At 69.0% G+C, this 22,565-nt stretch carries 22 protein-coding genes, 1 tRNA gene and 4 pseudogenes; 15 read left to right on the forward strand and 12 right to left on the reverse strand.

Going from position 1 to position 22,565, the window contains the following annotated elements:
- Positions 1 to 39 precede the first annotated feature (39 nt).
- A pseudogene (locus tag HK415_RS03010) lies at positions 40 to 1,252 on the reverse strand (MFS transporter); the annotation flags it as partial.
- Between the two features lie 216 nt (positions 1,253 to 1,468).
- On the opposite strand from HK415_RS03010, the gene HK415_RS25840 reads away from it, so the two are divergent.
- Positions 1,469 to 2,740 (forward strand): type IV pili methyl-accepting chemotaxis transducer N-terminal domain-containing protein, encoded by a 1,272-nt coding sequence (locus tag HK415_RS25840; RefSeq protein ID WP_171556719.1) that lies wholly within the window; start codon positions 1,469 to 1,471, stop codon positions 2,738 to 2,740.
- A 9-nt stretch (positions 2,741 to 2,749) separates the two neighbouring features.
- Here HK415_RS25840 and HK415_RS24375 read toward each other — a convergent pair whose 3' ends face one another.
- The 9 genes from HK415_RS24375 to HK415_RS03050 form a co-directional block, all read right to left on the reverse strand.
- Positions 2,750 to 2,968 carry a chemotaxis protein CheX gene (locus tag HK415_RS24375; RefSeq protein WP_309246556.1) on the reverse strand — a complete coding sequence of 73 codons (219 nt, stop codon included), beginning with the start codon at positions 2,966 to 2,968 and terminating at the stop codon, positions 2,750 to 2,752.
- Positions 2,881 to 3,204: a hypothetical protein gene (locus HK415_RS03020; protein ID WP_253261744.1), complete on the reverse strand. Its 324-nt coding sequence runs from the start codon at positions 3,202 to 3,204 to the stop codon at positions 2,881 to 2,883. Before HK415_RS03020 ends, HK415_RS24375 begins: the two co-directional genes overlap by 88 nt.
- Before the next feature lie 2 nt (positions 3,205 to 3,206).
- Positions 3,207 to 3,578, reverse strand: coding sequence for a response regulator transcription factor (locus HK415_RS03025; RefSeq protein ID WP_171556720.1), 372 nt, complete (start codon positions 3,576 to 3,578; stop codon positions 3,207 to 3,209).
- Between the two features lie 8 nt (positions 3,579 to 3,586).
- Positions 3,587 to 5,560, reverse strand: coding sequence for an ATP-binding protein (locus tag HK415_RS03030; protein ID WP_309246557.1), 1,974 nt, complete (start codon positions 5,558 to 5,560; stop codon positions 3,587 to 3,589).
- 164 nt (positions 5,561 to 5,724) lie between these two features.
- On the reverse strand, positions 5,725 to 6,570 hold the full coding sequence (locus tag HK415_RS03035) for an ABC transporter ATP-binding protein (RefSeq protein WP_171556721.1): 846 nt from the start codon (positions 6,568 to 6,570) through the stop codon (positions 5,725 to 5,727).
- A gap of 17 nt (positions 6,571 to 6,587) precedes the next feature.
- Complete coding sequence (ntrB, locus tag HK415_RS24380) at positions 6,588 to 7,154, reverse strand: nitrate ABC transporter permease (RefSeq protein WP_309246558.1); 567 nt, start codon at positions 7,152 to 7,154, stop codon at positions 6,588 to 6,590.
- On the reverse strand, positions 7,115 to 7,450 hold the full coding sequence (locus HK415_RS24385; RefSeq protein WP_253261745.1) for a hypothetical protein: 336 nt from the start codon (positions 7,448 to 7,450) through the stop codon (positions 7,115 to 7,117). Before HK415_RS24385 ends, ntrB begins: the two co-directional genes overlap by 40 nt.
- A 100-nt stretch (positions 7,451 to 7,550) precedes the next feature.
- Positions 7,551 to 8,852: a CmpA/NrtA family ABC transporter substrate-binding protein gene (locus HK415_RS03045; protein WP_171556722.1), complete on the reverse strand. Its 1,302-nt coding sequence runs from the start codon at positions 8,850 to 8,852 to the stop codon at positions 7,551 to 7,553.
- A 198-nt stretch (positions 8,853 to 9,050) separates the two neighbouring features.
- On the reverse strand, positions 9,051 to 10,277 hold the full coding sequence (locus HK415_RS03050) for a nitrate regulatory protein (RefSeq protein WP_171556723.1): 1,227 nt from the start codon (positions 10,275 to 10,277) through the stop codon (positions 9,051 to 9,053).
- 68 nt (positions 10,278 to 10,345) lie between these two features.
- On the opposite strand from HK415_RS03050, the gene tsaD reads away from it, so the two are divergent.
- Together tsaD and HK415_RS03060 are read left to right on the forward strand one after the other, a co-directional pair.
- Positions 10,346 to 11,383 (forward strand): tRNA (adenosine(37)-N6)-threonylcarbamoyltransferase complex transferase subunit TsaD, encoded by a 1,038-nt coding sequence (gene tsaD / locus HK415_RS03055; RefSeq protein WP_171556724.1) that lies wholly within the window; start codon positions 10,346 to 10,348, stop codon positions 11,381 to 11,383.
- A gap of 55 nt (positions 11,384 to 11,438) precedes the next feature.
- Positions 11,439 to 12,083 (forward strand): SAM-dependent methyltransferase, encoded by a 645-nt coding sequence (locus HK415_RS03060; protein ID WP_171556725.1) that lies wholly within the window; start codon positions 11,439 to 11,441, stop codon positions 12,081 to 12,083.
- On the opposite strand, the gene HK415_RS03065 is transcribed toward HK415_RS03060, so the two are convergent.
- Positions 12,052 to 12,975 (reverse strand): LysR family transcriptional regulator, encoded by a 924-nt coding sequence (locus HK415_RS03065; protein WP_171556726.1) that lies wholly within the window; start codon positions 12,973 to 12,975, stop codon positions 12,052 to 12,054. The genes HK415_RS03060 and HK415_RS03065 overlap by 32 nt on opposite strands.
- A 122-nt stretch (positions 12,976 to 13,097) precedes the next feature.
- Between HK415_RS03065 and HK415_RS03070 the strand changes: the two genes are divergently transcribed.
- Positions 13,098 to 13,244 (forward strand): hypothetical protein, encoded by a 147-nt coding sequence (locus HK415_RS03070; RefSeq protein WP_171556727.1) that lies wholly within the window; start codon positions 13,098 to 13,100, stop codon positions 13,242 to 13,244.
- 4 nt (positions 13,245 to 13,248) lie between these two features.
- Here the strand turns inward: HK415_RS03070 and HK415_RS03075 are convergent, their stop codons facing one another.
- Positions 13,249 to 13,626 (reverse strand): Hsp20/alpha crystallin family protein, encoded by a 378-nt coding sequence (locus HK415_RS03075; RefSeq protein ID WP_171556728.1) that lies wholly within the window; start codon positions 13,624 to 13,626, stop codon positions 13,249 to 13,251.
- A 140-nt stretch (positions 13,627 to 13,766) separates the two neighbouring features.
- Between HK415_RS03075 and HK415_RS03080 the strand changes: the two genes are divergently transcribed.
- The 11 genes and pseudogenes from HK415_RS03080 (at position 13,767) to HK415_RS03125 (ending at position 22,543) form a co-directional block, all read left to right on the forward strand.
- Positions 13,767 to 15,035, forward strand: a complete 1,269-nt coding sequence (locus tag HK415_RS03080; RefSeq protein ID WP_171556729.1) for a branched-chain amino acid ABC transporter substrate-binding protein — start codon at positions 13,767 to 13,769, stop codon at positions 15,033 to 15,035.
- A gap of 77 nt (positions 15,036 to 15,112) precedes the next feature.
- Positions 15,113 to 16,209 (forward strand): annotated as a pseudogene (locus HK415_RS03085) (pyridoxal phosphate-dependent aminotransferase).
- Positions 16,210 to 16,323: 114 nt separating this feature from the next.
- Complete coding sequence (gene rpsO, locus HK415_RS03090; protein WP_171556730.1) at positions 16,324 to 16,587, forward strand: 30S ribosomal protein S15; 264 nt, start codon at positions 16,324 to 16,326, stop codon at positions 16,585 to 16,587.
- A 184-nt stretch (positions 16,588 to 16,771) separates the two neighbouring features.
- Positions 16,772 to 16,954: a hypothetical protein gene (locus HK415_RS24390; protein WP_253261746.1), complete on the forward strand. Its 183-nt coding sequence runs from the start codon at positions 16,772 to 16,774 to the stop codon at positions 16,952 to 16,954.
- A 38-nt stretch (positions 16,955 to 16,992) separates the two neighbouring features.
- Positions 16,993 to 19,127: pseudogene (pnp, locus tag HK415_RS03095) on the forward strand (polyribonucleotide nucleotidyltransferase).
- 23 nt (positions 19,128 to 19,150) lie between these two features.
- A complete protein-coding gene (locus tag HK415_RS03100; protein ID WP_171556731.1) occupies positions 19,151 to 20,140 on the forward strand; it encodes an NAD(P)H-quinone oxidoreductase in 990 nt (329 codons plus the stop codon).
- A 7-nt stretch (positions 20,141 to 20,147) separates the two neighbouring features.
- Entirely contained in the window at positions 20,148 to 20,900 is a 753-nt protein-coding gene (tpiA, locus tag HK415_RS03105) for a triose-phosphate isomerase (protein ID WP_171556732.1), read from the forward strand.
- Positions 20,901 to 20,938: 38 nt separating this feature from the next.
- Entirely contained in the window at positions 20,939 to 21,376 is a 438-nt protein-coding gene (secG, locus tag HK415_RS03110; RefSeq protein ID WP_171556733.1) for a preprotein translocase subunit SecG, read from the forward strand.
- A 136-nt stretch (positions 21,377 to 21,512) separates the two neighbouring features.
- Positions 21,513 to 21,595, forward strand: a tRNA-Pro gene (locus HK415_RS03115).
- Positions 21,596 to 21,653: 58 nt separating this feature from the next.
- Positions 21,654 to 22,023, forward strand: a pseudogene (locus tag HK415_RS03120) (NADH-quinone oxidoreductase subunit A).
- A 40-nt stretch (positions 22,024 to 22,063) separates the two neighbouring features.
- Positions 22,064 to 22,543: a NuoB/complex I 20 kDa subunit family protein gene (locus HK415_RS03125; protein ID WP_169420697.1), complete on the forward strand. Its 480-nt coding sequence runs from the start codon at positions 22,064 to 22,066 to the stop codon at positions 22,541 to 22,543.
- Positions 22,544 to 22,565: the final 22 nt, after the last annotated feature.

Below are 22,565 nucleotides of genomic sequence, written 5' to 3' on the forward strand. Positions count from 1 at the left end.
GGCGCCCCGACGGCCAGCCGGTGGCGCCGGAAGCAGAGGGGCGCTGCGGGCGCGGCCGCCGTCGCCGACCCAGCTGCGGGTCCAGCCCGCCTGCATCACGCGCAGCAGCGCCAGCACCAGCAGGGCGAGCGCCGCGAAGACCAGGAAGCCCCAGGCATAGGTGCCCAGGTATTGCCTGGACAGGCCCATGGTGCTGGGCACCAGGCCGCCGCCCAGGGCGCCGATCTCGCCGATCATGGAACCGGCCACGGCGGTGGAGGTGGGCCAGCGCAGCGGCACCAGCTGGAACAGTGCGCCGTTGCCCGCGCCCAGGGCCGCGAAGCACAGCATCATCAGTGCGGTGGTGAGCAGCAGCGAGCCGCCCGAGAATCCGACCAGCACCAGCGAGCCCGTCACCACCGCCAGCACCACCGTCAGCGTGTTGATGCCGCCCCAGTGGTCGGCCAGCCAGCCGCCGGCGACCCGCAGCGCCGCGCCCATGAAGGCCGCCAGCATGGTGAGCTGGCCCGCCTGCACCTTGCTCACGCCGAACTGCTCGAAGTAATAGGAAGGCAGGAAGCTGGTCAGGCCGATGAAGCCGCCGAAGGTGACGGCGTAGATCACGCTGAACACCCAGCCGTCGCCCTCGAACAGGCAGGCCACGTGCTCGCGCAGGGTGGCCTTGTGCTTGACGTCGGAGGGTTCGCGGGCGAACACGACCATCACCACCATCGGCACCAGGATGGCGACGCCGGCCACGCCGTACACGGCCTGCCAGCCGAGCCACTGTGCCAACGGCGGCGCCAGCAGCACGGGACACCGCGGTGCCGACGTTGCCGGCGCCCACGATGCCCATCGCCAGGCCCTTGTGCTTGGCCGGGAAGGAGCCGGAACCCAGCGACAGCGCCACGCCGAAGCTGGCGCCGGCGATCCCGAGCAGCACGCCCATGGCGAGCAGGTCGCCGAAGTCGTTCACGAAGAACAGGCCGAACACCATGGCCACGGCGATCAGCGCCATCTCCACCAGCGTCGCGTTCTTGCGGCCGATGTACTGGGCCAGCACGCCCAGCGGGAAGCGCATCAGGGCGCCGGCGACGATCGGGATGGACAGCATCAGGCCCTGCTGGGCGGCGGTGAGCTGGTAGGCCTCGCGGATGAAGGGCGCCATCGCGCCGTTCAGCACCCAGATGGCGCAGGAGAAGGCGAAGTAGAAGAACGCCGCGAACAGGGTGGGCGAGTGGCCGGACTTCAGGAAAGCTTGGAAGGCGCGCATCGTGTCGTGTCGTGTGTGTGTCTGGACCGGGATGCGGCCTTGCGGCCCATCCCCGAAATGGGAGGTCAAACAGCACACAGCGTCGTGCGCATGGCCGGCGTGACGGTGCACGGCCCGGGTGCGTCGTCACACCCGATGCGGGCTACCTTGCAGGGAACGTGCCAGCATGCTGCAGTGCGCCAATGCACTATGCTTGCGCGCTCCACGCGTGACCCCGTGACCTCCGTCCTCCTCCTCTCCACGCCCGATCCCGGTGCACCCGCGCTGGCCACAGACTTCGCCGCGGCCGGTTTCAGCGTCTGCGGCGAGGGCGATTGCGCCCACCTGGTGCGTGAAACCTTGCGCGCGGGCCCCGACGTGCTCGTTTGCTGGGCGCCGCGCCCCACGACGGACCTGCTGCAAGCGATTGCAACGCTGCAGGCACAGCAGCCGGTGCCCGTGCTGTGCTTCACCCAGGACGCCGGCGTCGAAGCCCTGCAGCGTGCACTCGATGCGGGCGTGCACGCCTGGGTGGTGCAGGGCTATGCGCCGCAGCGCCTGCGGCCGCTGGTGCGCCTGGCGCAGTCGCGCGAGCGGCACGAGCGCCAGCTGCGCGAGAAGGTGGCCGAACTCGGCGAGAAGCTGGACGAGCGCAAGTGGATCGACAAGGCCAAGGGCATCCTGATGCAGGCGCGGCACGTCAGCGAGGAGGAAGCCTTCCAGCTGCTGCGCAACGCCTCCATGCACGGCAACCGCCGGGTCGGCCAGGTTTCCAGGGGCGTGATCGACGCCGCCCGCATCGCCGAAGCCATCAACCGCGCCGGGCAGCAGCGCATGCTGTCGCAGCGGCTGGTCAAGCTGCATGCGCTGGCCTGCAGCCGCACCGACGCGGCCGCCGCCGCGGTCCTGATGAAGGAATCGGTGCAGCGGGTGGAGGAGAACCTGGCCAGCCTGCAGGCGGAGCTCTCGCCGGCCACCTACGGCGACCTGATCGCGGCGGCGCAAACCGGCTGGAAGGCGCTGCGCCAGCTGCTGGAAGCGCCACCCAGGCCGGCCGAGCTGGGCCGCATCGACGAGCGCGCGGAAGCGGTGGTGGCGCAGGCCGATGCGCTGGTGCTGGCGCTGGAGTCCTCGGGCCTGGCGACCCAGCTGCACGTGATCAACGTGGCCGGGCGCCAGCGCATGCTGTCGCAGCGCATGGCCAAGCTGGCGCTGGTGCAGGCGCTGGCCGCGGACAAGGCGGCGCTGGAGCCGCTGCTGGAGGAAACGGCGGCGCAGTTCGAGCGGGGACTGGGCGAGCTGCTGGCTGCGCCGCTGTCCACGCCGGAGATCCGGCTGGTGCTGGGCCGCGGCGGGGACGCCTGGAAGAGCCTGCGCGCGGCGGTGCCCACGGCGGGGCAGGCTGCCGGGCGCATGAGGGTGGCAGCCGCGAGCGAGGAACTGCTGGAGGTGTTCGACCAGCTGACCGGGGCTTACCAGCGCAGCATCGAGGTGCTGATCGGAGGGTGAGGGCGCAAGTCAGCGCTTCTCCATGTCGATGCAGACCACCGCCGGCTGGTGGTTCCAGCGCAGGGTGATCGCATAGGGGTGCTTGCGCACCCTGGCCTGGATCCCCGAACTCCCGTGCAGCCGCACCGGCACCGAGATGTTCAGCGCCGGCCCGAGGGTCTTGCGGGCGTTGCCGCCCAGCGTGTTGGCGATCTCGCCCACGGCGTCCAGCAGGTTGCCCTGCGACACGTCGTTCTCCCCTGCAGCAACAGCAGTTCCTTGAGCAGCTGGCCCGGCATGGAGACGATCACGTGGCCGTTGTAGGAGCCCGAGAAGGTGACGATGCCGTTGTACTCGTGGCCCTGCAGGTCGCCGGTGGCCAGGAAGGCGGAAGTGATCTGCGGTTCCTGCTTGGTCAGCACGCGGAAGTACTGGCGCACCGATTCGACGAACAGCTTCAGTTCCTCGGAGTTGAGTGATTCCATGCTCACTTCCCTTCCACCACGTCCAGCAGCGCGATCTTCAGTTCGTCGTCGCTGAAGGGCTTGGACACGAAGCCGCGCGCGCCCAGGCGCAGGGCCTGGATCGCGGTGGACTTGTCCGACAGGGCGCTCACCACCAGGATGTTGGTGCGCGGCAGGATGCGCAGCATCTCGGTGATGCATTCGATGCCGTCCATCTCGGGCATCGTCAGGTCCATGGTCACCACGTCCGGCTGGGTGGCGCGGGCCAGGCGCAGCGCTTCCGCGCCGTTGCGCGCCAGGCCGACCAGCGAGATGTTCGCCAGGCCGCCGCCCTGCACCACCCGCGAGATGCGCGAGCGGATCATGTTGGAGTCGTCGACGATCAGCAGTCTCATGGTGCTCCTCAGGCCGCGAAGCGGACGCGGAATTCGGTGTGTTCGCCCGGCGTGGAGGCCAGCGTGATGCGCCCGCCCAGCTGCTGCACGTTGGCCTGGACCAGGTCCAGCCCGACGCCGCGGCCGGCGTACAGGGACACGCCCTGCGCGGTGGAGAAGCCGGGCTTGAAGATGTGCGAGACCACCTGGCGGTCGTCGAAGGCCTCCAGCTGTTCGGCCGTGTACCAGCCCAGCTCCAGCAGCTTGCGGCGGATGCGCGGCGCCGACAGGCCGGCGCCGTCGTCGCGCACCGTCAGCAGCCAGTCCGCGTCGCTGCGCGCCAGCTGCACGGCGATGCGCCCCGCTTCCGCCTTGCCGGCGGCGGCGCGCGTCACCGGCGCCTCGATGCCGTGGGCCACCGCATTGCGCACCAGCTGCACGGCGATCTCGCGTGCCAGGTCGGCCTGGGCCGGTGCGAGGTCCAGCAGCGCGCCCATCGCAACCACCGGCATCACCTTCTTGCCGGCGTCGCGGGCGACTTCCTCGGCCAGGCCGGCAAGCAGGGTGTTGATGGAGGTGGCGGAAGCCGGCACCGGCTGCGCGCGCTGCTGGCTGACCAGGCTCTTGAGGGAGCCCACCTTGTGCAGCAGGTCCTCCAGCGGCAGCGGCAGCGCCACCAGGGCCTGGCCCAGGTCGCCGGCGCCGCCTTGCCGGATGCGGTCCAGCGTGTCCTCGAAGGCGTGCGCCTGGCTGGCCAGCGTCTCCAGGCCGAGCGTGGCGGCGTCGCCCTTGAGCGCGTGCACCCGCCGGCGCGCCTCGTCGATGCGCTTGAGGATGGCGGCCTCGCCCTGCGCGCCCGAAGTGCTGCGCAGCATGTCGTTGACTTCCAGCAGGCTCGTCTCGGCGCGTTCGACGAACTGGCGCAGCATCGCCTGGTCCGCGTCGACCGCCTTGAGCAGCATCTCGAATTCCTTCTGCGAGCGCTGGCGTTCCTCGTGCAGCTTGCGCTCCAGTTCGATGCGCGGCGAGATGTCCTGCACCGTCACCAGCAGGTGCCGGACAGCGCCGCCCTCGACCACCCGGTTGAAGTGGAAGGAGAGGTGGCGGATCACCTGGTCGCCCAGCCGGTTCTTCACCAGCGCCTCCACCTCGGACAGCGGGTTGATGCCCTGCACCAGCGCCTCCTTCACGTGCGGCGCGAACAGCAGCTGCACGTAGCCGCGGGCGTCCGACAGCGCCTTGTCCGTCAGCAGCGGCTCGAGCAGGGCGAAGAAGTCCTGGCCCGGGGCGAGGCTGCGGCCGAACAGCGCGTGCGCCGACTGCGACAGCTGCGAGCCGAGCTTGAAGTCGCGGGTGATCAGGAACAGGCCTTCGCGCACCGACTGCAGGATTTCGCGGTTCTCCTCGTTGGCCGCCTCGATGGCGGCGTCGGAGGTCTGCAGCCGGCGCAGGAACTTCATCAGGATGAAGGCGAAGTTCAGCAGCGCCAGCACGATGCCGCCCGTCTGCACCATGCGCAGCGTGCTGGCCCGCGAGGCGCCGATGGCCTGCGTCTCGGTCACGAAGTCGTTGGCGACGTTCAGCAGCCGGATGTTGTTGGCCTGGCTGTAGGCCAGCGCGGCCGACAGGTTCTCGGTCGAGAAGCCGTCGCGCATCAGCGGCTGCAGCTTCTCGAAGTAGGGCGCCCAGAGCGCATCCACCTGCGCCTCCAGCTGGCGGCCGCGGTCGGAGGTGACGGCGTCCAGGAACACCGGCTTGCCGTCGCCGCCCGGCACCGTGTCGCCCTTCTTGAAGGCGGCGTGCGACAGGTCGAAGACCTTCGCGCCGGCGCGCAGTTCGGCCAGGGTCTCGTTGCGGTAGGACTGGCCGGCGGCGCGCGCCGCGTCCAGCTCCAGCAGGGTGCGGGCGATGCGCTGCGAGACGTAGCGCTGGCGGCCGGCCAGGTTGATGGCCACCGTGTCCTGGTCGATCTTGAACGAGGTGTAGAAGTTCAGGACCAGCACGCCCAGGTCGAACAGCAGGAAGAAGGCGACCGCGATGATGATCTCGCGGTACTTGCCGAAGGTGAAGCCGCTGCTGCCGCGCGCGCGCTGCGGGCGCGCGGGGCGGAGGCGGGGAGGGACGGATGGTCGGTGAGGACTGCGGACATGCGCTCCCTTGATGGCGGTCAGGCGACCGCTTTTTCCTTGCGGGTGAAGCTGCTGGAGGTGCGGGCGCTGATCGGCTCGACCTTGCGCTGCTTCTCGTACAGGAAGGACAGGATTTCCTGCCGGCAGTGGTTGTAGGTGTGGTCCTCGGCCAGCGCGATGCGGTTGCGCGGGCGCGGCAGCGGCACGTCCAGCACCTGGCCGATGGTGGCGGACGGCCCGTTGGTCATCATCACCACGCGGTCGGACATCAGCACGGCCTCGTCCACGTCGTGCGTGATCATCATCACCGTGTTGCCCAGCTCGGACTGGATGCGGATCACCTCGTCCTGCAGGTGGGCGCGGGTCAGTGCGTCGAGCGCCCCGAAGGGTTCGTCCAGCAGCAGCACCTTGGGTTCCATGGCCAGCGCCCGGGCGATGCCCACGCGCTGCTTCATGCCGCCGGAGATCTGCGAGGGCAGGCGGTCCAGGGCATGCGACATGTTGACCATGGCCAGGTTGTGCAGGATCCAGTCCTTGCGCTCGGCCTTCGAGCGCGAGCCGCCGAAGATCTTGTCCACCGCGATCTCGACGTTCTGGTAGACCGTGAGCCAGGGCAGCAGCGAGTGGTTCTGGAACACCACCGCGCGGTCCGGCCCGGGCGCGTTCACTTCGCGGTTGTCCACGATCACGCCGCCCGAAGTGGCCTCCAGCAGGCCGGCCACGATGTTCAGCACCGTGGACTTGCCGCAGCCGGAGTGGCCGATCAGCGAGATGTACTCGCCGCGCCGCACATCCAGGTTGATGTTCTTCAGCACCGGGTTGCCGCCGTTCGGGCCGGCGAAGGTCATGTCGACCCGGGAGAGGGAGAGGTAGGCTTTGCTCATGGTGTGTGCTCCCGGGTTCAGCTCGCGGCCGTGCCGCGGGTGACCTTGCGGCCGACGAAGGCGACGATGCGGTCCAGCGCGTAGCCGACCAGGCCCACGTAGACGAGCGCCAGGATGATGTCGCTGATGCGCGAGGAATTCCACGCGTCCCAGATGAAGAAGCCGATGCCCACGCCGCCGATCAGCATCTCCGCCGCGATGATCGCCAGCCAGGACAGGCCCACGCCGATGCGCAGCCCCGAGAAGATGAAGGGCGCGGCCGCCGGCAGCATGATCTTCACGAAGTACTCGGCGCCGTTGAGGCGGATCACCTTGGCGACGTTGCGGTAGTCCTCGGGGATGTTGCGGATGCCGATCGAGGTGTTGATGATGATCGGCCAGATCGAGGTGATGAAGATGACGAAGATCGCGGAAGGGTGCCCGTCGCGGAAACCGGCCAGCGAGATCGGCAGCCACGCGAGCGGCGGCACCGTGCGCAGCACCTGGAACAGCGGATCGAGGCCACGCAGCGCCCAGGTGGACTGGCCCACCAGCACCCCGAGGCTCACGCCCACCAGCACCGCCAACGAGTAGCCGTAGGCCACGCGCTTGAGGCTGGCCAGCAGCGCCAGGCGATGCCCACGTCGTTGCCGCCGCGGTCGTAGAAGGGCTGGGTGATCAGCTCCCAGGTGTCCTGCACCACCTTCGTGGGCGCGGGCAGGCTGGCGCCGGGGCGCGAGCCCAGCACCTGCCAGACCAGCACCAGGAAGCCGATGATCACCAGCGGGGGCAGCACGTGCGTCAGGAAGACGTGCACCGTGGATTCGACTGCTCGAATGGCGGCACCGCGTTCCGCGCGAGCCGGCGTGGGTAATGTTTCGATCGTTTGTGTCGTGCTCATTGCAGTTCTCCTTCCAGTGCCACCGCGGAACCGGCTTTGCCGGGCCGCTGGTGGCGCCCCCTTGAGGGGAGGCGCCGTAGGCGCTTCGGGGGTGGGTCATTTATGCGGCCTTGATGTTCTTGATCTCGAGCGAGTCGAGGTACTTCTTCGGGTTGGCCGGGTCGAACACCTTGCCGTCGAAGAATTTCTCGATGCCGCGCGAGGTGGACGCCGGGATGTCCTTGGCGGCCACGCCCAGTTCCTTGGCGGCGGTGCGCCAGATGTCCTCGCGGTTCACCTTGGCGATCAGCGACTTGGTGTCCAGGTTGGGCGGCAGGTAGCCCCAGCGCTGGTTCTCGGTCAGGAACCACAGGTCGTGCGACTGGAACGGGTAGGAGGCGTGGTCCTTCCAGTAGCGCATCTGGAACTTGCTGTTGCTCTCGACGCGGCCGGTGCCGTAGTCGAAGTCGCCCTTCATGCGGTCGACGATGTCTTCCACCGGCGCGTTGATCCAGCGGCGGCGCGCGCAGATCTCGGCGACCTCGGCGCGGTTCTTCGGGTCCTCGCAGTACATCTGCGCTTCCATCACGGCCTTGAGCAGCGCCTTGGTGGCGTTGGGGTTGGCCTGCACGTAGTCGGCGCGCATCGCGAACGCCTTCTCCGGGTGGTTCATCCACAGCTCGCTGGTGGTGAGCGCCGTGTAGCCGATCTTCTGGTGGATCAGCTGGTGGTTCCAGGGCTCGCACACGCAGAAGGTGTCCATGGAGCCGACCTTCATGTTGGCCACCATCTGCGGGGGCGGCACGGTGATGGTGTTGATGTCGCGGTTGGGGTCCACGCCGCCGGCGGCCATCCAGTAGCGCATCCACATGTCGTGGGTGCCGCCGGGGAAGGTCATGGCCGCGTTGACCGGCTTGCCGGTCTTCACGCGCTTGGCGATCAGGGCGCTCTTGAAGGCCTTGTTGTCCAGGCCGACCTTCAGGTCCTTGTATTCGTTGGCCACCGAGATGCACTGGCCGCCCAGGTTCAGGCGGGCCAGGATGGCCATGGGCACCTGCACGTTGTTGGCCGTGGTCGCGCCGGTGGCGATCAGGTAAGGCATGGGCGTGAGGATGTGCGCGCCGTCGATGCCGCCGCTCTTGGAGCCCAGCACCAGGTTGTCGCGCGTGGCGCCCCAGGAGGACTGCTTGGCGACTTCCACGTCCGTCATGCCGTGCTTCTTGAAGAAGCCCTTCTCGTCCGCGACGAACAGCGGCGCGGCGTCGGTCAGCGCGATGAAGCCCAGCTTGGCGGCCTTGGTCTCCAGTGCGGTGCCCTGCGCCATGACGATGCCGGGCAACGCGCCGGCGAGGCTGGCGCCGCCCAGGGCGGCTGCGCCCCGCAGGACGGAACGGCGGGAGACCGTGGTGGGTTTGCTTTGCATCGTGAGCTCCTGGTTGCGAAGAGAAAAAGAAACGGCGCCCATCTCGCTGCGTGCTTGCGCACACAGGGGATGGACGCCGTTGTCCGGTTGTCGGTTTGTGTCGCGCGCCGCCGTTAGCGCCCGTTCGGAATCAGTGATGCAGGGACCGTGCCAGCCTTTTCAGGGGTGTGCACGGCTTTTGTGCACCGCAACAGTGCGTCAGCGTGCCCCGCCGGGCAGCACGTCGGCCAGCGACAGCACCGCTTCGGCCACATCCACCAGCCGGCGGTTCTGGTTCATCGCCATCTGGCGCAGCGCCTTGTACGCTTCCTCTTCGCTCATGAGGCGGTGCGCCATCAGCAGGCCCTTGGCGCGTTCGACCACCTTGCGTTCGTTGAGCGATGCGCGCACGGCATCGAGCTCGTCGCCCATGGCCTGCAGGCGCCGCGACTGCTCCTGCACCATGCCGAGGATGGAGCGTTCGAGCTGCGGTCCGTAGGGCGCGCCGCCGTCGGCGCCGGGATAGGGCGTTTCGCTGGCCAGGGCTTCCAGCAGCACGCGCTGGTCGCGCAGCTCGCTGCGGGCCTGCGCGATGCGTGTCTCGCACAGGTGGCGCAGGTGCAGCGCCAGCAGGTCCTCGACGCCACGCATCGCGTCGATGCGCCGCGTGGACCCCTCGTACCACTGCGTGCTGAGATCGGCGTCCAGCGCCCCCGGCCGGCCCGCGCAGCCGATGCGGCGCAGGCGCTCGATCTCGGCGATCACCGCCGGCTCGCGGCTTGCCTGGTCCGCGCGCAGCACCTCGGGATCGGAAAAGTCGGCGAACACCTGGAAGCAGCCCTGCTGCGAGTCGATCAGGTGGCGCCACTGCTGCTGGCCGGCCAGGTCGATGGCCCCGGCGGCGAACACGCCGGCACCGAAGGCGCGCTCCTGCCCGGCGAACTCCTTGCCCTGCATGAAGTTGAACATCGCGACCAGCGCGCGCGAGATCTCGGGATCGGTGGCGCTGTCGGCCGCTTCGAACACCACGGCCAGCAGGCCGCCCACCAGCTTGGTATAGGCCGTGGTCGAATCCCGGGCCGACAGCGCCTGCCGGCCCACCCGTTCGCGCAGCTGCGGCAGGCCGTCCAGCCCGTGCAGCACCACGGCGACCCGGCTGAACAGGCGGGCGCCGTTGCGCGCCTGGCTGGAATCGGTGTCCAGGCGCTCGAAGCGCTCGCGCACCGCTGCTTCCTCCTGCACGCAGCCGGCGACCTGCTGCAGGCGCTGCTCGCCGAAGCGCCGGCCCTGGGAGCTGAGGAAGACGTTCGACAGCCCGCGTTCGCGCTGCAGCGCGTGGACGAAGCGCCCGATCGCACCGACCAGTTCGCCGGTGCGGGCGAGCTCCTCGAGTTCGGCGATCTCGCACTGGCGGGCGGCAAGCAGGAAGCTGGATCCGGATTTCATCGGCGGTACTACAGCAACAAACATGCCGTGCCCGGCGGGGACAAGGGTGCGCCGCTACACTCGAGCGCATGATCGTGCTGGGAATCGAATCGTCATGCGACGAAACCGGCGTCGCGCTGGTCGAATCCACCGGCACGGGCGTGCCGGTGCTGCGCGCGCACGCGCTGCACAGCCAGGTGGACATGCACCAGGCCTATGGCGGCGTGGTGCCCGAGCTGGCCAGCCGCGACCACATCCGGCGCGTGCTGCCGCTGGCCGAAGACGTGCTGGCGCGGGCCGGCTGCACCCTGGGCGAAGTTGACGTCGTTGCCTATACGCGCGGGCCGGGCCTGGCCGGCGCGCTGCTGGTGGGCGCGGGCGTGGCCTGCGCGCTGGGCGCGGCGCTGCGCAAGCCGGTGCTGGGCGTGCACCACCTGGAAGGCCACCTGCTGTCGCCCTTCCTCAGCAGCGATCCGCCGCAGTTCCCCTTCATCGCCCTGCTGGTGTCCGGCGGCCACACGCAGCTGATGCAGGTGGAAGGCGTGGGCGACTACCGCATGCTGGGCGAAACCATCGACGACGCGGCCGGCGAGGCCTTCGACAAGTCGGCCAAGCTGCTCGGCCTGGGCTATCCCGGCGGGCCGGCGCTGTCGCGGCTCGCGGAGCAGGGCGATCCGGCCGCCTTCAGGCTGCCGCGGCCCCTCCTGCACAGCGGCGACCTCGATTTCTCCTTTGCCGGGCTGAAGACCGCGGTGCTGACGCAGGTGAACAAGCTGGCGGATGCGCTCCAGGCGCGCAGGGCCGACCTCGCCGCCTCCACCGAAGCCGCCATCGTCGAGGTGCTGGTGAAGAAGTCGCTGGCGGCGCTGGACCGAAGCGGGCTGCAGCGCATCGTGGTGGCCGGCGGCGTGGGCGCCAACCGCCGGCTGCGTGCGCAGCTCGACGCTGCCTGTGCGAAGCGCGGCCTGCGGGTGCACTATCCCGAGCTCTCGCTGTGCACGGACAACGGCGCCATGATCGCGCTGGCCGCCGCCATGCGGCTGCAGGCCGGCGTGCAGCAGGCGCGGGCCTCCTACGCCTTCGACGTCAAGCCGCGCTGGCCGCTGGAACAGCTGTCCGCCGGCTGAGGGCGGGCGGGTTTACCGCAAGGATAGGGACAGCCACGGTGCCTAAGATGGGCCCATGAGCGTCCCCGCCAGTTCCACCCCGACCTTCGACGATCCCGCCGGCACCTGGAACCGCCGTTTCTCCGAGTCCGGCTACCTGTTCGGCACCGAGCCGAACGGCTGGCTGCACGACCACGCGGACCTGTGGCAGGCCGGCCAGCGCGTGCTGTGCGTGGCCGACGGCGAAGGCCGCAACAGCGTCTTCCTCGCCCAGCGCGGGATCACGGTCGATGCCTTCGACATCTCGGAAGTGGGCGTGCGCAAGGCGCGCGACTTCGCGCGCATCACCGGCGTGAGGGTGAACTTCGCCGTGGCCGACATCGCGCAGCTGCAGTGGCCCCATGGCCAGTACGACGGCGTGGCGGCGATCTTCTTCCAGTTTGCCGACCCCGAGCTGCGCGCCCGCATCTTCCGGGGCTTCCAGCGCTGCCTGAAGCCGGGCGGCATCCTCGTGCTGCAAGGCTACACGCCCAAGCAGCTGGAGTACCGCACCGGCGGGCCGCCGATCGAATCGCACATGTACACGCCGGAGCTGCTGCGCGAGTCCTTCGCCGGCATGGAGATCCTGGAACTGCGCGAGTACGAGGCGGACCTGGCGGAGGGCAACGGCCACAAGGGCCGCTCGGCGCTCATCGGGCTGGTGGCGCGCAAGGCGCACTGAGCCGTGAGAACCACTCGGTCCAGTAGTCCAGGCAGGCCTTGATCTTGGGCAGGCGGTGGCGCGTGCCCGCGGTCACCGCGTACACGGGTACCGGCCTCGGGTCCACGAAGGCCGGTAGCACCGGCACCAGCAGGCCCTGCGCGACCAGCACGTCGCCCACCAGCGTGGCCAGCCGGCCGATGCCCAGTCCCTGCAGCACCATGGTGGCCGTCATGTTGGTGTCGTTGGCGCGCCATTGGCCTTGCGCGGGGAAGCTGCGCTCCTCGCCGTCGACCCGGAACGGCCAGTCGTTGAGCATGGCGACGGCGCTGTTGGTGATCAGCGTGTGGCCGGCCAGTTCCTCCGGCAGGGCCGGCAGGCCGCGCGCCGCGGCATAGGACGGGGCGGCATACAGGGCGCGGCCCAGGCTGCCGATCCGGCGCGCAACCACCGTGTCGGGCAGGTTGGTGGCGGAGCGGATGGCGATGTCGATGCGCTCGCGCGTCATGTCCACCAGCCGGTCGCCCACTTCCAGTTCCACCTGCACCCGCGGGTGCCGCGCGTGCAGCCCCGCCAGCCCGGGCACCAGCTGGTACTGCGCGACCACCGTGCTCGCGGCGATCCGCACCAGCCCGCTGGGTTCGCCCGCACGGGCGGCGAAGCTGCCTTCCAGCTCGTCCAGCGTGTCCAGCGCGCGCCGGCTGTATTCCAGGAAGGTGCGGCCTTCCTCGGTGAGCGACAGGCCGTGGGTGGAGCGGTGCATCAGGCGCGCGCCGCACGCCTTCTCCAGCCGCGCGAGCGTGCGCGACACCTGGCTGACGGGCACGTCGCGCTCGCGCGCCACGGCGGACAGCGACCCGAGTTCGGCCACCCGCGCATAGAGCGCCATCTCGTCGAACTGGAGGTTGCGCATGGGCAGGCATGGTAGCCCCGCCGCCGCGGCCTTGCAGCGGCTGCAAAGGCGATTTGCGGGCCGCGCCGTTTCGCGCAGCGGCCCTGCTTCCTAGAGTGCTTCATCCCACAAGGAGAGCACGCATGGACTACCGCCACACCGAGGATTTCGCACGCAGATTGGAACTGGCCGAACTGCGCGCCCGCGACCTGCGCCGCCAGGCCATCGAGGACTTCTGGACCGCCGTGGGCGCGCTGCTGCGACGCGCCTGGGCCGCAGCGCGGGGATGACCGATTACTTGACTTCGATCTGGCGCGAAGTCACTACCGGCTTCTTCTTCGCCAGCGTCAGCGTCAGCACGCCGTTTTCCAGCCTGGCGGACGTCGCTTCCGCGTCGATCTCGGCGGGCAGCTCGTAGGCGGCCTGGTACTGGCGCGGTGCGTCCTTGGCGGTCTGCACGCGGACCACGGTGCCGTCGACGTCGATGGCGAGCTGCTCGCGGGTCACGCCGGGCACGTCCAGCGTCACCGTCCAGGCCTCTTCGTTCTGCTCCACCTTCACGCCGGTGGTGGCCGGGGCGAAGAAGGAATCGGCGAGGAAGCGCTCGAAGGAGCGGTCGAAGGAACGGGCCGGCACGTAGGCGCGGCTGCGATGGGCGGGTGCGAAGAACATGGCGATGGCTCCTGTCTGGATCGGGGTGGGACGCGGCGCGATCGATGCCGCCGGGTCCCTTAAACTGCGCGGCTTTCGCATCGATCGCCGCCTGGTCCCCATCTGCGAACCCGGGCGCGCTTTTCAAGGGAATTCCTGGCATGAAAAATCTTCGGCGCGCGGTCTTGAAATCGCTGGCCGCGGCGGCATTTCTCCCCGCCTTCGGCCTCCGCGCCCAGGGCACTGCGCCCGTCAAGCTGGCGATGATCGAGGGCCTGTCCGGCGGCAACGCCAACGGCGGCGAGGCGGTGTTCCGCAACCTGGCGTGGGCGGTGGAGCGCGTCAACCAGCGCGGCGGCGTGCGCACGCGCGAAGGCCGGCGGCCGCTGCAGCTGGATCGCTACGACAGCAAGGGGCAGATCGAGGAGGCGCTGTCGGCGCTGCGCTCGGCCATCGATGACGGCGCCCGCGTGATCCTGCAGGGCAATTCCTCCGCCGTGGCGGCGGCGCTGATCGAGGCGATCAACCGCCACAACGAGCGCGAGCCCGCGCAGCGCGTGGTCTTCCTCAATTACTCCGCGGTCGACCCCATCCTCACCAACGAGAAGTGCAGCTTCTGGCACTTCCGCTTCGACGCGCACGCCGACATGCGCATGGCGGCGCTGATGTCGGTGCTGCGCGAGGACCGGGCCCTGAAGTCGGTGTACCTGGTCAACCCCGACTACAGCTTCGGCCAGGCGGTGCAGCGCGAGGCGCGCCGGCAGCTCGCCGCGCAGCGGCCGGACATGCAGGTGGTGGGCGAGGAACTGCACCCGCTGCTGCGCATCAAGGACTTCGCGCCCTATGCCACCAAGATCAAGGCGAGCGGCGCCGACGCCGTGATCACCGGCAACTTCAGCAACGACCTCACGCTGCTGGTGAAGGCCGCGCGCGAAATCGGCTTCGAAGGGCGTTTCTTCACCTTCTACGGCAACGCACTGGGCGCGCCGGCGGCCATCGGCGAGGCGGGCATCGGCAAGGTGGTGGCCGTGGCCGACTGGCTGCCCAACCTGCCCACGCGCGAGAGCGAGGCCTTCTACCAGTCCTTCCGCCAGCGCTTCCCGCGGCCCGCGGACGACTACGTGCACATGCGCATGCAGATGATGGTCGAGGCGCTGGCGCAGGCTATCGAGCGGGCGGGCAGCGCCGAAGCCGTGCCGCTGGCGCTGGCGCTGGAGCAGGCGAGCGTGACGTTTGCCGGCCAGTCGGGACGCATGCGCGCGGCCGACCACCAGTTCCAGCAGCCGCTGGTGGTGGGACTGATGGATCGGCAGGGCACGCCGGGCGTGAAGTTCGACGTGGAAGGCTCGGGCTACGGCTTCCGCACGGTGCGCGTGATCGCGCCGGCGCAGGCGGAAATGCCCCACGCCTGCAGGATGATGCGTCCCTGACGGATACTGCGCAGTCCATGAGAAAGACCGTCCTCGACCTCGAAGAATCCAAGATCCGTGAAGTGGCCAACGCCGGCATGGGGCGCAGCGACGTGCTGGCCTTCTGGTTCGGCGAAAGCGACGAGGTCACGCCCGAGTTCATCCGCGAGGCGGCGATCGCCTCGCTGCGCGCCGGCGAGACCTTCTACGCGCACAACCTGGGCCTGCCGGAACTGCGCGAGGCGATCTCGGCCTATGCCTCCGGGCTGCACGGCCAGGTGGGCGCCGAACGCATCGCCGTCACTTCCGGCGGCGTCAACGCGCTGATGCTGGCCTGCCAGGCGGTGGTGGACGCGGGCGACGAGGTGGTGGCGGTCACGCCGGTGTGGCCCAACCTCACGGCGCAGGCGCAGATCATGGGCGCGAAGCTGAAGCGCGTGTCGCTCACGCCGCGCGGCGGGGCCTGGACGCTGGACCTGCAGAAAAGCTGCTGGACGCGATCACGCCGGCCACCCGCCTGCTGATCGTGAACGCGCCCAACAACCCGACCGGCTGGACCCTGTCGCGGGAAGAGCAGCAGGCGATCCTGGAGCACTGCCGCCGGACCGGCACCTGGATCCTGGCCGACGAGGTGTACGAGCGGCTCTACTACGAGCCCACGGCCAACGGCTGCGCGCCCAGCTTCCTGGACGTCGCGCAGGCGGACGACCGGCTGATCGTCGTCCACAGTTTCTCCAAGAGCTTCCTCATGACGGGCTGGCGCCTGGGCTGGCTGGTGATGCCACCCGCGATGACGCACCACATGGGCAAGCTGATCGAGTTCAACACCTCCTGCGCCAGCGTGTTCACCCAGCGCGCGGCGATCGAGGCGATCCGCCGCACCGGCGAGGTGACGCCGCGCGTCGTCGCCCACCTGCAGACCTGCCGCGACACGCTGGTGCCGCTGCTGCAGGCGCTGCCACGGGTGGAGCTGGCGCCGGCCAAGGGCGGCATGTACGCCTTCTTCAAGCTCGACGGTTTCGACGATTCGCTTGGGCTGGCCAAGCGCCTGGTGGCGGAGGCGGGCATCGGCCTGGCGCCGGGCAATGCCTTCGCGCCGGAGGCCCAGGGCTGGCTTCGGTGGTGCTTTGCGTCGAAGGACGTTGCGCGGCTGAGGCAGGGCGTGGACCGGCTTGCCACCTGGCTCGCCCGCTGACCGAATACCCCTGCCTGGCCCGTCGGCTATAATCCCCCGGTTCTGCATCCGCAGAGCGCACGTAGGGCCGCAGTCCCGCAGCCCTTCGCAAGTCAACAATTTTCAAGGACGAACATGACCGCCATCAACAAGGCAGAGGTCGTTTCCGCGCATGCGCGCGGCACCAACGACACCGGCAGCCCCGAAGTGCAAGTCGCGCTGCTGACCGCCCGCATCAACGAACTCACCCCGCACTTCAAGACGCACGCCAAGGACCACCACGGTCGCCGCGGCCTGCTGCGCATGGTGAACCGCCGCAAGAGCCTGCTCGCCTACCTGAAGGACAAGGACGCCGAGCGTTACACGGCCCTGATCAACAAGCTGGGCCTGCGCAAGTAATTACGCGGCCCGCACACGACGCCTGAGCCAGTTTCCACGACTGCTCAGGCGTTTTTTACTTCGGAGCGACAGGACCGGATACGCGCTGTGTCATTCCTGGGGGCTCGGGCCTTCCGAACCCCGCAGGAATGGCATCGTGTTCGGCCCCAGGCTCCGGCCAACCAGAGAAGAAAGAGGACACGCCATGAGCATCTTCAACAAGGTCACCAAGTCGTTCCAGTGGGGCAACCACACCGTCACCCTGGAGACCGGCGAAATCGCCCGCCAGGCCGGCGGCGCCGTGCTGGTGGACATCGAGGGCACCGTCGTGCTCGCCACCGTGGTGGGCTCCAAGACCGCCAAGCCGGGCCAGGACTTCTTCCCCTGACCGTCGACTACATCGAGAAGACCTACGCCGCCGGCAAGATCCCCGGCTCCTTCTTCAAGCGCGAAGCCAAGCCCTCCGAGCACGAGACGCTGACCTCCCGCCTGATCGACCGCCCGATCCGCCCGCTGTTCCCCGAAGGCTTCTACAACGAAGTGCACGTGGTGATCCACACCGTGTCGCTGAACCCCGAGGTCGACGCCGACATTGCCGCCATGATCGGCGTGTCCGCCGCGCTGTCGATCTCCGGCATCCCCTTCAACGGCCCGATCGGCGCCGCCCGCGTGGGCTACGTCAACGGCGAGTACGTGCTGAACCCCGGCCCGACCGCCCGCAAGATGTCCGACCTGGACCTCGTGGTCGCCGGCACCGAATCCGCCGTGCTGATGGTGGAGTCCGAGGCGCAGCAGCTGTCCGAGGAAGTGATGCTGGGTGCCGTGGTGTTCGGCCACGAGCAGGGCAACATCGCCATCAACGCCATCCACGAACTGGTGCGTGAAGCCGGCAAGCCGGTGTGGGACTGGAAGCCGGCCGCCAAGGACGAATCCTTCGAGGCCAGGGTCCGCGAGCTGGCCGAGGAGAAGATCCGCGCCGCCTACCAGATCCGCAGCAAGCAGGCCCGCACCCAGGCCCTGCGCGAAGCCGGTTCCTCCGTGCAGGCCGCGCTGAAGGAACAGGGCGTGGACTTCGACCCGATCAAGGTCGAGAACCTGGTGTTCGAGATCGAGGCGCGCGTCGTGCGCAGCCAGATCCTGTCCGGCGAGCCGCGCATCGACGGCCGCGACACCCGCACCGTGCGCCCGATCGAGATCCGCACCGGCGTGCTGCCGCGCACCCACGGCTCCGCGCTGTTCACGCGCGGCGAGACCCAGGCGCTGGTGATCTCCACCCTGGGCACCGAGCAGGACGCGCAGCGCATCGACGCGCTGGCCGGCGAGTACCAGGACCGCTTCCTGTTCCACTACAACATGCCCCCTTCGCCACCGGCGAAACGGGCCGCATGGGCTCCACCAAGCGCCGCGAAGTGGGCCACGGCCGCCTGGCCAAGCGCGCGCTGATCCCGCTGCTGCCCACGAAGGAAGAGTTCCCCTACGTGATGCGCGTGGTCTCCGAGATCACCGAGTCCAACGGCTCCTCCTCGATGGCCTCCGTCTGCGGCGGCTGCCTGGCGCTGATGGACGCGGGCGTGCCGATGAAGGCCCACGTGGCCGGCATCGCCATGGGCCTGATCAAGGACGGCAACCGCTTCGCCGTGCTGACCGACATCCTGGGCGACGAGGACCACCTCGGCGACATGGACTTCAAGGTGGCCGGCACGGTCAACGGCGTGACCGCCCTGATGGACATCAAGATCCAGGGCATCACCAAGGAAATCATGCAGGTCGCGCTGGCGCAGGCCAAGGAAGCGCGCATGCACATCCTGGGCAAGATGCAGGAAGCGCTGGGCCAGGCCAAGACCGAGGTGAGCGACTTCGCGCCGCGCCTGTACACCATGAAGATCAACCCCGAGAAGATCCGCGACGTGATCGGCAAGGGCGGCGCGGTGATCCGCGCGCTGACCGAGGAGACCGGTACGCAGATCGACATCGCGGAAGACGGCACCATCACCATCGCTTCCACCGACTCCGGCAAGGCCGACGAGGCGAAGAAGCGCATCGAGCAGATCACCGCGGAAGTGGAAGTGGGCAAGGTCTACGAAGGCCCGATCACCAAGATCCTGGACTTCGGCGCCCTGGTCAACCTGCTGCCCGGCAAGGACGGCCTGCTGCACATCAGCCAGATCGCCCACGAGCGCGTCGAGAAGGTCACCGACTACCTGTCCGAAGGCCAGGTGGTCAAGGTCAAGGTGCTGGAGACCGACGACAAGGGCCGCGTGAAGCTGTCCATGAAGGCGTTGCTGGACCGCCCGGAAGGCATGCCCGAGCGCGAGCCGCGCGGCGACCGTCCCCCGCGGGAAGACCGTGGCGGCTACCGTGGCGACAGCCGCGGCGATCGCGGTGACCGTGGTGGTGACCGCGGCGACCGTGGCGGTGACCGCGGTGACCGTGGCGGCGATCGCGGCGACCGTGCCCCGCGCGAGCAGCGCGAGCCGGCGCCCGTCGTGCAGGACAACGGCAACTTCGGCGGCAGCCAGGGTGGCCAGGGCGGCATGGGCGGCAACGACCCGCAGTCCTGATTGCGGCGCGAGGAAGTGCCGGCATGAAGGCCATCGAGATCACGCAATACGGCGCGCCGGAAGTCCTGCGCGCCGGTGAACGCCCCGACCCGGTCGCGGGCGCGGGCGAGGTGCTGATCCGCGTCACGGCGAGCGGCGTGAACCGTCCCGACGTGCTGCAGCGCACGGGCAACTACCCCGTGCCGCCCGGCGCGTCGGACATCCCCGGCCTGGAAGTGGCGGGCACCATCGTCGGCGGCGACGCCCAGGCGATGGCGGCCGCCGGCTTCAAGGCCGGAGACCGCGTCTGCGCGCTGGTGGCCGGCGGCGGCTATGCGCAACTGTGCGTCGCGCCGGTCGGCCAGTGCCTGCCGGTGCCCAGGGGCCTCACCGACATCGAAGCGGCTTCGCTGCCGGAAACCTTCTTCACGGTGTGGAGCAACGTGTTCGACCGCGGCCGCCTGCAGCCGGGCGAAAGCTTCATGGTGCAGGGCGGCACCAGCGGCATCGGCGTGACGGCGATCCAGGTCGCCAAGGCCATGGGCGCGGGCAAGGTGATCGCCACCGCCGGTTCCGACGACAAGTGCAAGGCCTGCATCGAGCTCGGTGCCGACCATGCCATCAACTACAAGACGCAGGACTTCTCCGAAGAGGCGAAGAAGCTCACCGACGGCAAGGGCGTGGACGTGGTCCTCGACATGGTCGCCGGCGGCTACATCGACCGCGAAGTGAAGTGCGTCGCCGAGGACGGCCGCATCGTGATCATCGCGGTGCAGGGCGGCACCAAGAGCGAATTCAATGCCGGCCTGGTGCTGCGCCGTCGCATCACGATCACGGGTTCCACGCTGCGTCCGCGCCCGGTGGCCTTCAAGGCCGCCATCGCACAGGCGCTGCGCAAGAACGTGTGGCCGCTGATCGAAAGCAAGGCGATCCAGCCGGTCATCCACAGCACCTTCCCTGTAGCCGACGCCGCGAAGGCCCACGCGCTCATGGAGTCCAACCAGCACGTCGGCAAGATCGTGCTGACCTGGTGAAAAGCGAATGACGGAAAAGAAGAAGCTGATTGCCGGCAACTGGAAGATGAACGGCAACCTGGAGGCCAACGACGCGCTCGTGCGCGCGCTGGTCGCGGGCTTGAAGGACGGGGGCTGCGAAGTCGCCGTCTGCGTGCCGTCGCCTTACCTGGCGCAGGTGCAGATGCTCAGGCACGGCTCGAAGCTGGACCTGGGCGCGCAGGACGTGTCGCAGCACGCCGGCGGTGCGTACACCGGTGAAGTGTCGGCCGCGATGCTGCGCGAGTTCGGCGTGCGCTACGCCATCGTCGGCCATTCCGAGCGCCGCCAGTACCACGGCGAGACCGATGCGCTGGTGGCCGAAAAGGCCAGGACGGCGCTGGCGCACGGCATCACGCCGATCGTCTGCGTCGGCGAGACCCTGGCCGAACGCGAAGCCGGCAAGACCGAGGAAGTGGTGAAGCGGCAGCTGGCTGCCGTCATCCACCTCAACGGCCACTGCATCAGCGAGATCGTCGTCGCCTACGAGCCCGTCTGGGCCATCGGCACCGGCAAGACCGCGACGCCCGAACAGGCGCAACAGGTGCACGCGCTGCTGCGCACGCAGCTCGCCGCGGCCACCGAGCACGCCGCGCGGGTGCACGTCCTCTACGGCGGCAGCATGAATGCCGCCAACGCGGCCAGCCTGCTGGCCCAGCCGGACATTGACGGCGGCCTGATCGGCGGCGCGTCGCTCAAGGCCCCCGATTTCCTGCAGATCATCGCCGCCGCCAGCGCCTGAAGCGCAGCGGCGAGCCACAACAATTAGGAGTTGATTCAATGAATGCTTTGCTGACCATCGTGCTCGTCGTGCAGATCCTCACGGCGCTGTTCATGATCGGCCTCATCCTGCTGCAGCACGGCAAGGGCGCGGACATGGGCGCGGCTTTCGGCAGCGGCGCGTCCGGCAGCCTGTTCGGCGCCACCGGCAGCGCGAACTTCCTCTCGCGCACCACCGCCGTCCTGGCCGCCGTGTTCTTCGTCTGCACGCTGGCGCTGGCCTACTTCAGCAACCTGGCGCAGCCGGTCGGTTCCGGTTCGGTGCTCGAGCGCGCCGCGCCCGCCGCCCCGGCCGCCCCCGTGACGCCGCCGTCGCCCGCCAGCCAGATCCCCGGCGGCGGCACGCCGGTGCCGGCGCAGCAAGGCCCGGCCACGACGCCCGCCACGACCGCGCCCGCCACCCCTGCTTCGGGTGCGGCGCAGATCCCGACGAAGTGATCCATGTCAAGGGTCGGGGGCCTGCTGCGCGGCAGTAAGGCCCTCGATTCGGAGTACACTTAGTGGTTGTCCGGATACGCGCGCGTTCCCTCTGGAACGCAGGCCCTCTCCAGCGTTTCCGGGCTCGTTCCCGATTGCCGACGTGGTGAAATTGGTAGACACGCTATCTTGGGGGTAGTGGCGAAAGCTGTGCGAGTTCGAGTCTCGCCGTCGGCACCAAGACAACAGCCTTCCGGGCACTGCACCGGCAGGCGTGCCCCACGGACCCGTGCCCCAGATGAACCTCGACCAGTACCTCCCTGTCCTCCTGTTCATCCTCGTCGGCATCGGTGTCGGCGTCGCCCCCAGGTCCTGGGCTGGGCCTTCGCCAAGGGCATGGGCGTCCAGAAGCCGGACGCCGCCAAGAACTCCCCTACGAGTGCGGCTTCGAGGCCTTCGACGATGCGCGCATGAAGTTCGACGTGCGCTACTACCTCGTGGCCATCCTGTTCATCCTGTTCGACCTGGAGATCGCGTTCCTCTTCCCCTGGGCCGTCGCGCTCAAGGAGATCGGGCCCGTGGGGTTCTGGGCCATGATGATTTTCCTGGCCATCCTGGTCGTGGGTTTCGTCTACGAGTGGAAGAAGGGCGCGCTGGACTGGGAGTGATCCCCGCAGCGCCCGCGTCTCATCTCAGAAAGATTTCGTGATGGCAAACCAAGGCATTCTTGAAAAAGGTGTCGTGACCACGACCGTGGACACGGTCATCAACTGGGCCAAGACCGGCTCGCTGTGGCCCATGACCTTCGGCCTGGCGTGCTGCGCCGTGGAGATGATGCACGCGGGCGCCGCGCGCTACGACATCGACCGCTTCGGCATGCTGTTCCGCCCGAGCCCGCGCCAGTCCGACCTGATGATCGTGGCCGGCACGCTGTGCAACAAGATGGCGCCCGCGCTGCGCAAGGTGTACGACCAGATGGCCGAGCCGCGCTGGGTGCTCTCCATGGGCACCTGCGCCAACGGCGGCGGCTACTACCACTACAGCTACTCGGTGGTCCGCGGCTGCGACCGCATCGTGCCGGTGGACGTGTACGTGCCGGGCTGCCCGCCCACCGCCGAAGCCTTGCTGTACGGGATCATCCAGCTGCAGCAGAAGATCCGGCGCACCCAGACCATCGCAAGGGCCTGAGCATGGACACCCAACCCGCTGC

The sequence above is a fragment of the Ramlibacter montanisoli genome (assembly GCF_013087525.1).
GTDB lineage: Bacteria > Pseudomonadota > Gammaproteobacteria > Burkholderiales > Burkholderiaceae_C > Ramlibacter > Ramlibacter montanisoli.

Excerpts from the sequence above, each read along its gene's own strand:
- HK415_RS03020 (WP_253261744.1), bottom strand. The coding sequence starts at position 3,204 with ATGGAATCACTCAACTCCGAGGAACTGAAGCTGTTCGTCGAATCGGTG.
- HK415_RS03025 (WP_171556720.1), bottom strand. The coding sequence starts at position 3,578 with ATGAGACTGCTGATCGTCGACGACTCCAACATGATCCGCTCGCGCATC.
- HK415_RS03035 (WP_171556721.1), bottom strand. The coding sequence starts at position 6,570 with ATGAGCAAAGCCTACCTCTCCCTCTCCCGGGTCGACATGACCTTCGCC.
- HK415_RS24385 (WP_253261745.1), bottom strand. The coding sequence starts at position 7,450 with ATGAGCACGACACAAACGATCGAAACATTACCCACGCCGGCTCGCGCG.
- HK415_RS03045 (WP_171556722.1), bottom strand. The coding sequence starts at position 8,852 with ATGCAAAGCAAACCCACCACGGTCTCCCGCCGTTCCGTCCTGCGGGGC.
- HK415_RS03050 (WP_171556723.1), bottom strand. The coding sequence starts at position 10,277 with ATGAAATCCGGATCCAGCTTCCTGCTTGCCGCCCGCCAGTGCGAGATC.
- tsaD (WP_171556724.1), top strand. The coding sequence starts at position 10,346 with ATGATCGTGCTGGGAATCGAATCGTCATGCGACGAAACCGGCGTCGCG.
- HK415_RS03060 (WP_171556725.1), top strand. The coding sequence starts at position 11,439 with ATGAGCGTCCCCGCCAGTTCCACCCCGACCTTCGACGATCCCGCCGGC.
- HK415_RS03065 (WP_171556726.1), bottom strand. The coding sequence starts at position 12,975 with ATGCGCAACCTCCAGTTCGACGAGATGGCGCTCTATGCGCGGGTGGCC.
- HK415_RS03070 (WP_171556727.1), top strand. The coding sequence starts at position 13,098 with ATGGACTACCGCCACACCGAGGATTTCGCACGCAGATTGGAACTGGCC.
- HK415_RS03075 (WP_171556728.1), bottom strand. The coding sequence starts at position 13,626 with ATGTTCTTCGCACCCGCCCATCGCAGCCGCGCCTACGTGCCGGCCCGT.
- HK415_RS03080 (WP_171556729.1), top strand. The coding sequence starts at position 13,767 with ATGAAAAATCTTCGGCGCGCGGTCTTGAAATCGCTGGCCGCGGCGGCA.
- rpsO (WP_171556730.1), top strand. The coding sequence starts at position 16,324 with ATGACCGCCATCAACAAGGCAGAGGTCGTTTCCGCGCATGCGCGCGGC.
- HK415_RS24390 (WP_253261746.1), top strand. The coding sequence starts at position 16,772 with ATGAGCATCTTCAACAAGGTCACCAAGTCGTTCCAGTGGGGCAACCAC.
- HK415_RS03100 (WP_171556731.1), top strand. The coding sequence starts at position 19,151 with ATGAAGGCCATCGAGATCACGCAATACGGCGCGCCGGAAGTCCTGCGC.
- tpiA (WP_171556732.1), top strand. The coding sequence starts at position 20,148 with ATGACGGAAAAGAAGAAGCTGATTGCCGGCAACTGGAAGATGAACGGC.
- secG (WP_171556733.1), top strand. The coding sequence starts at position 20,939 with ATGAATGCTTTGCTGACCATCGTGCTCGTCGTGCAGATCCTCACGGCG.
- HK415_RS03125 (WP_169420697.1), top strand. The coding sequence starts at position 22,064 with ATGGCAAACCAAGGCATTCTTGAAAAAGGTGTCGTGACCACGACCGTG.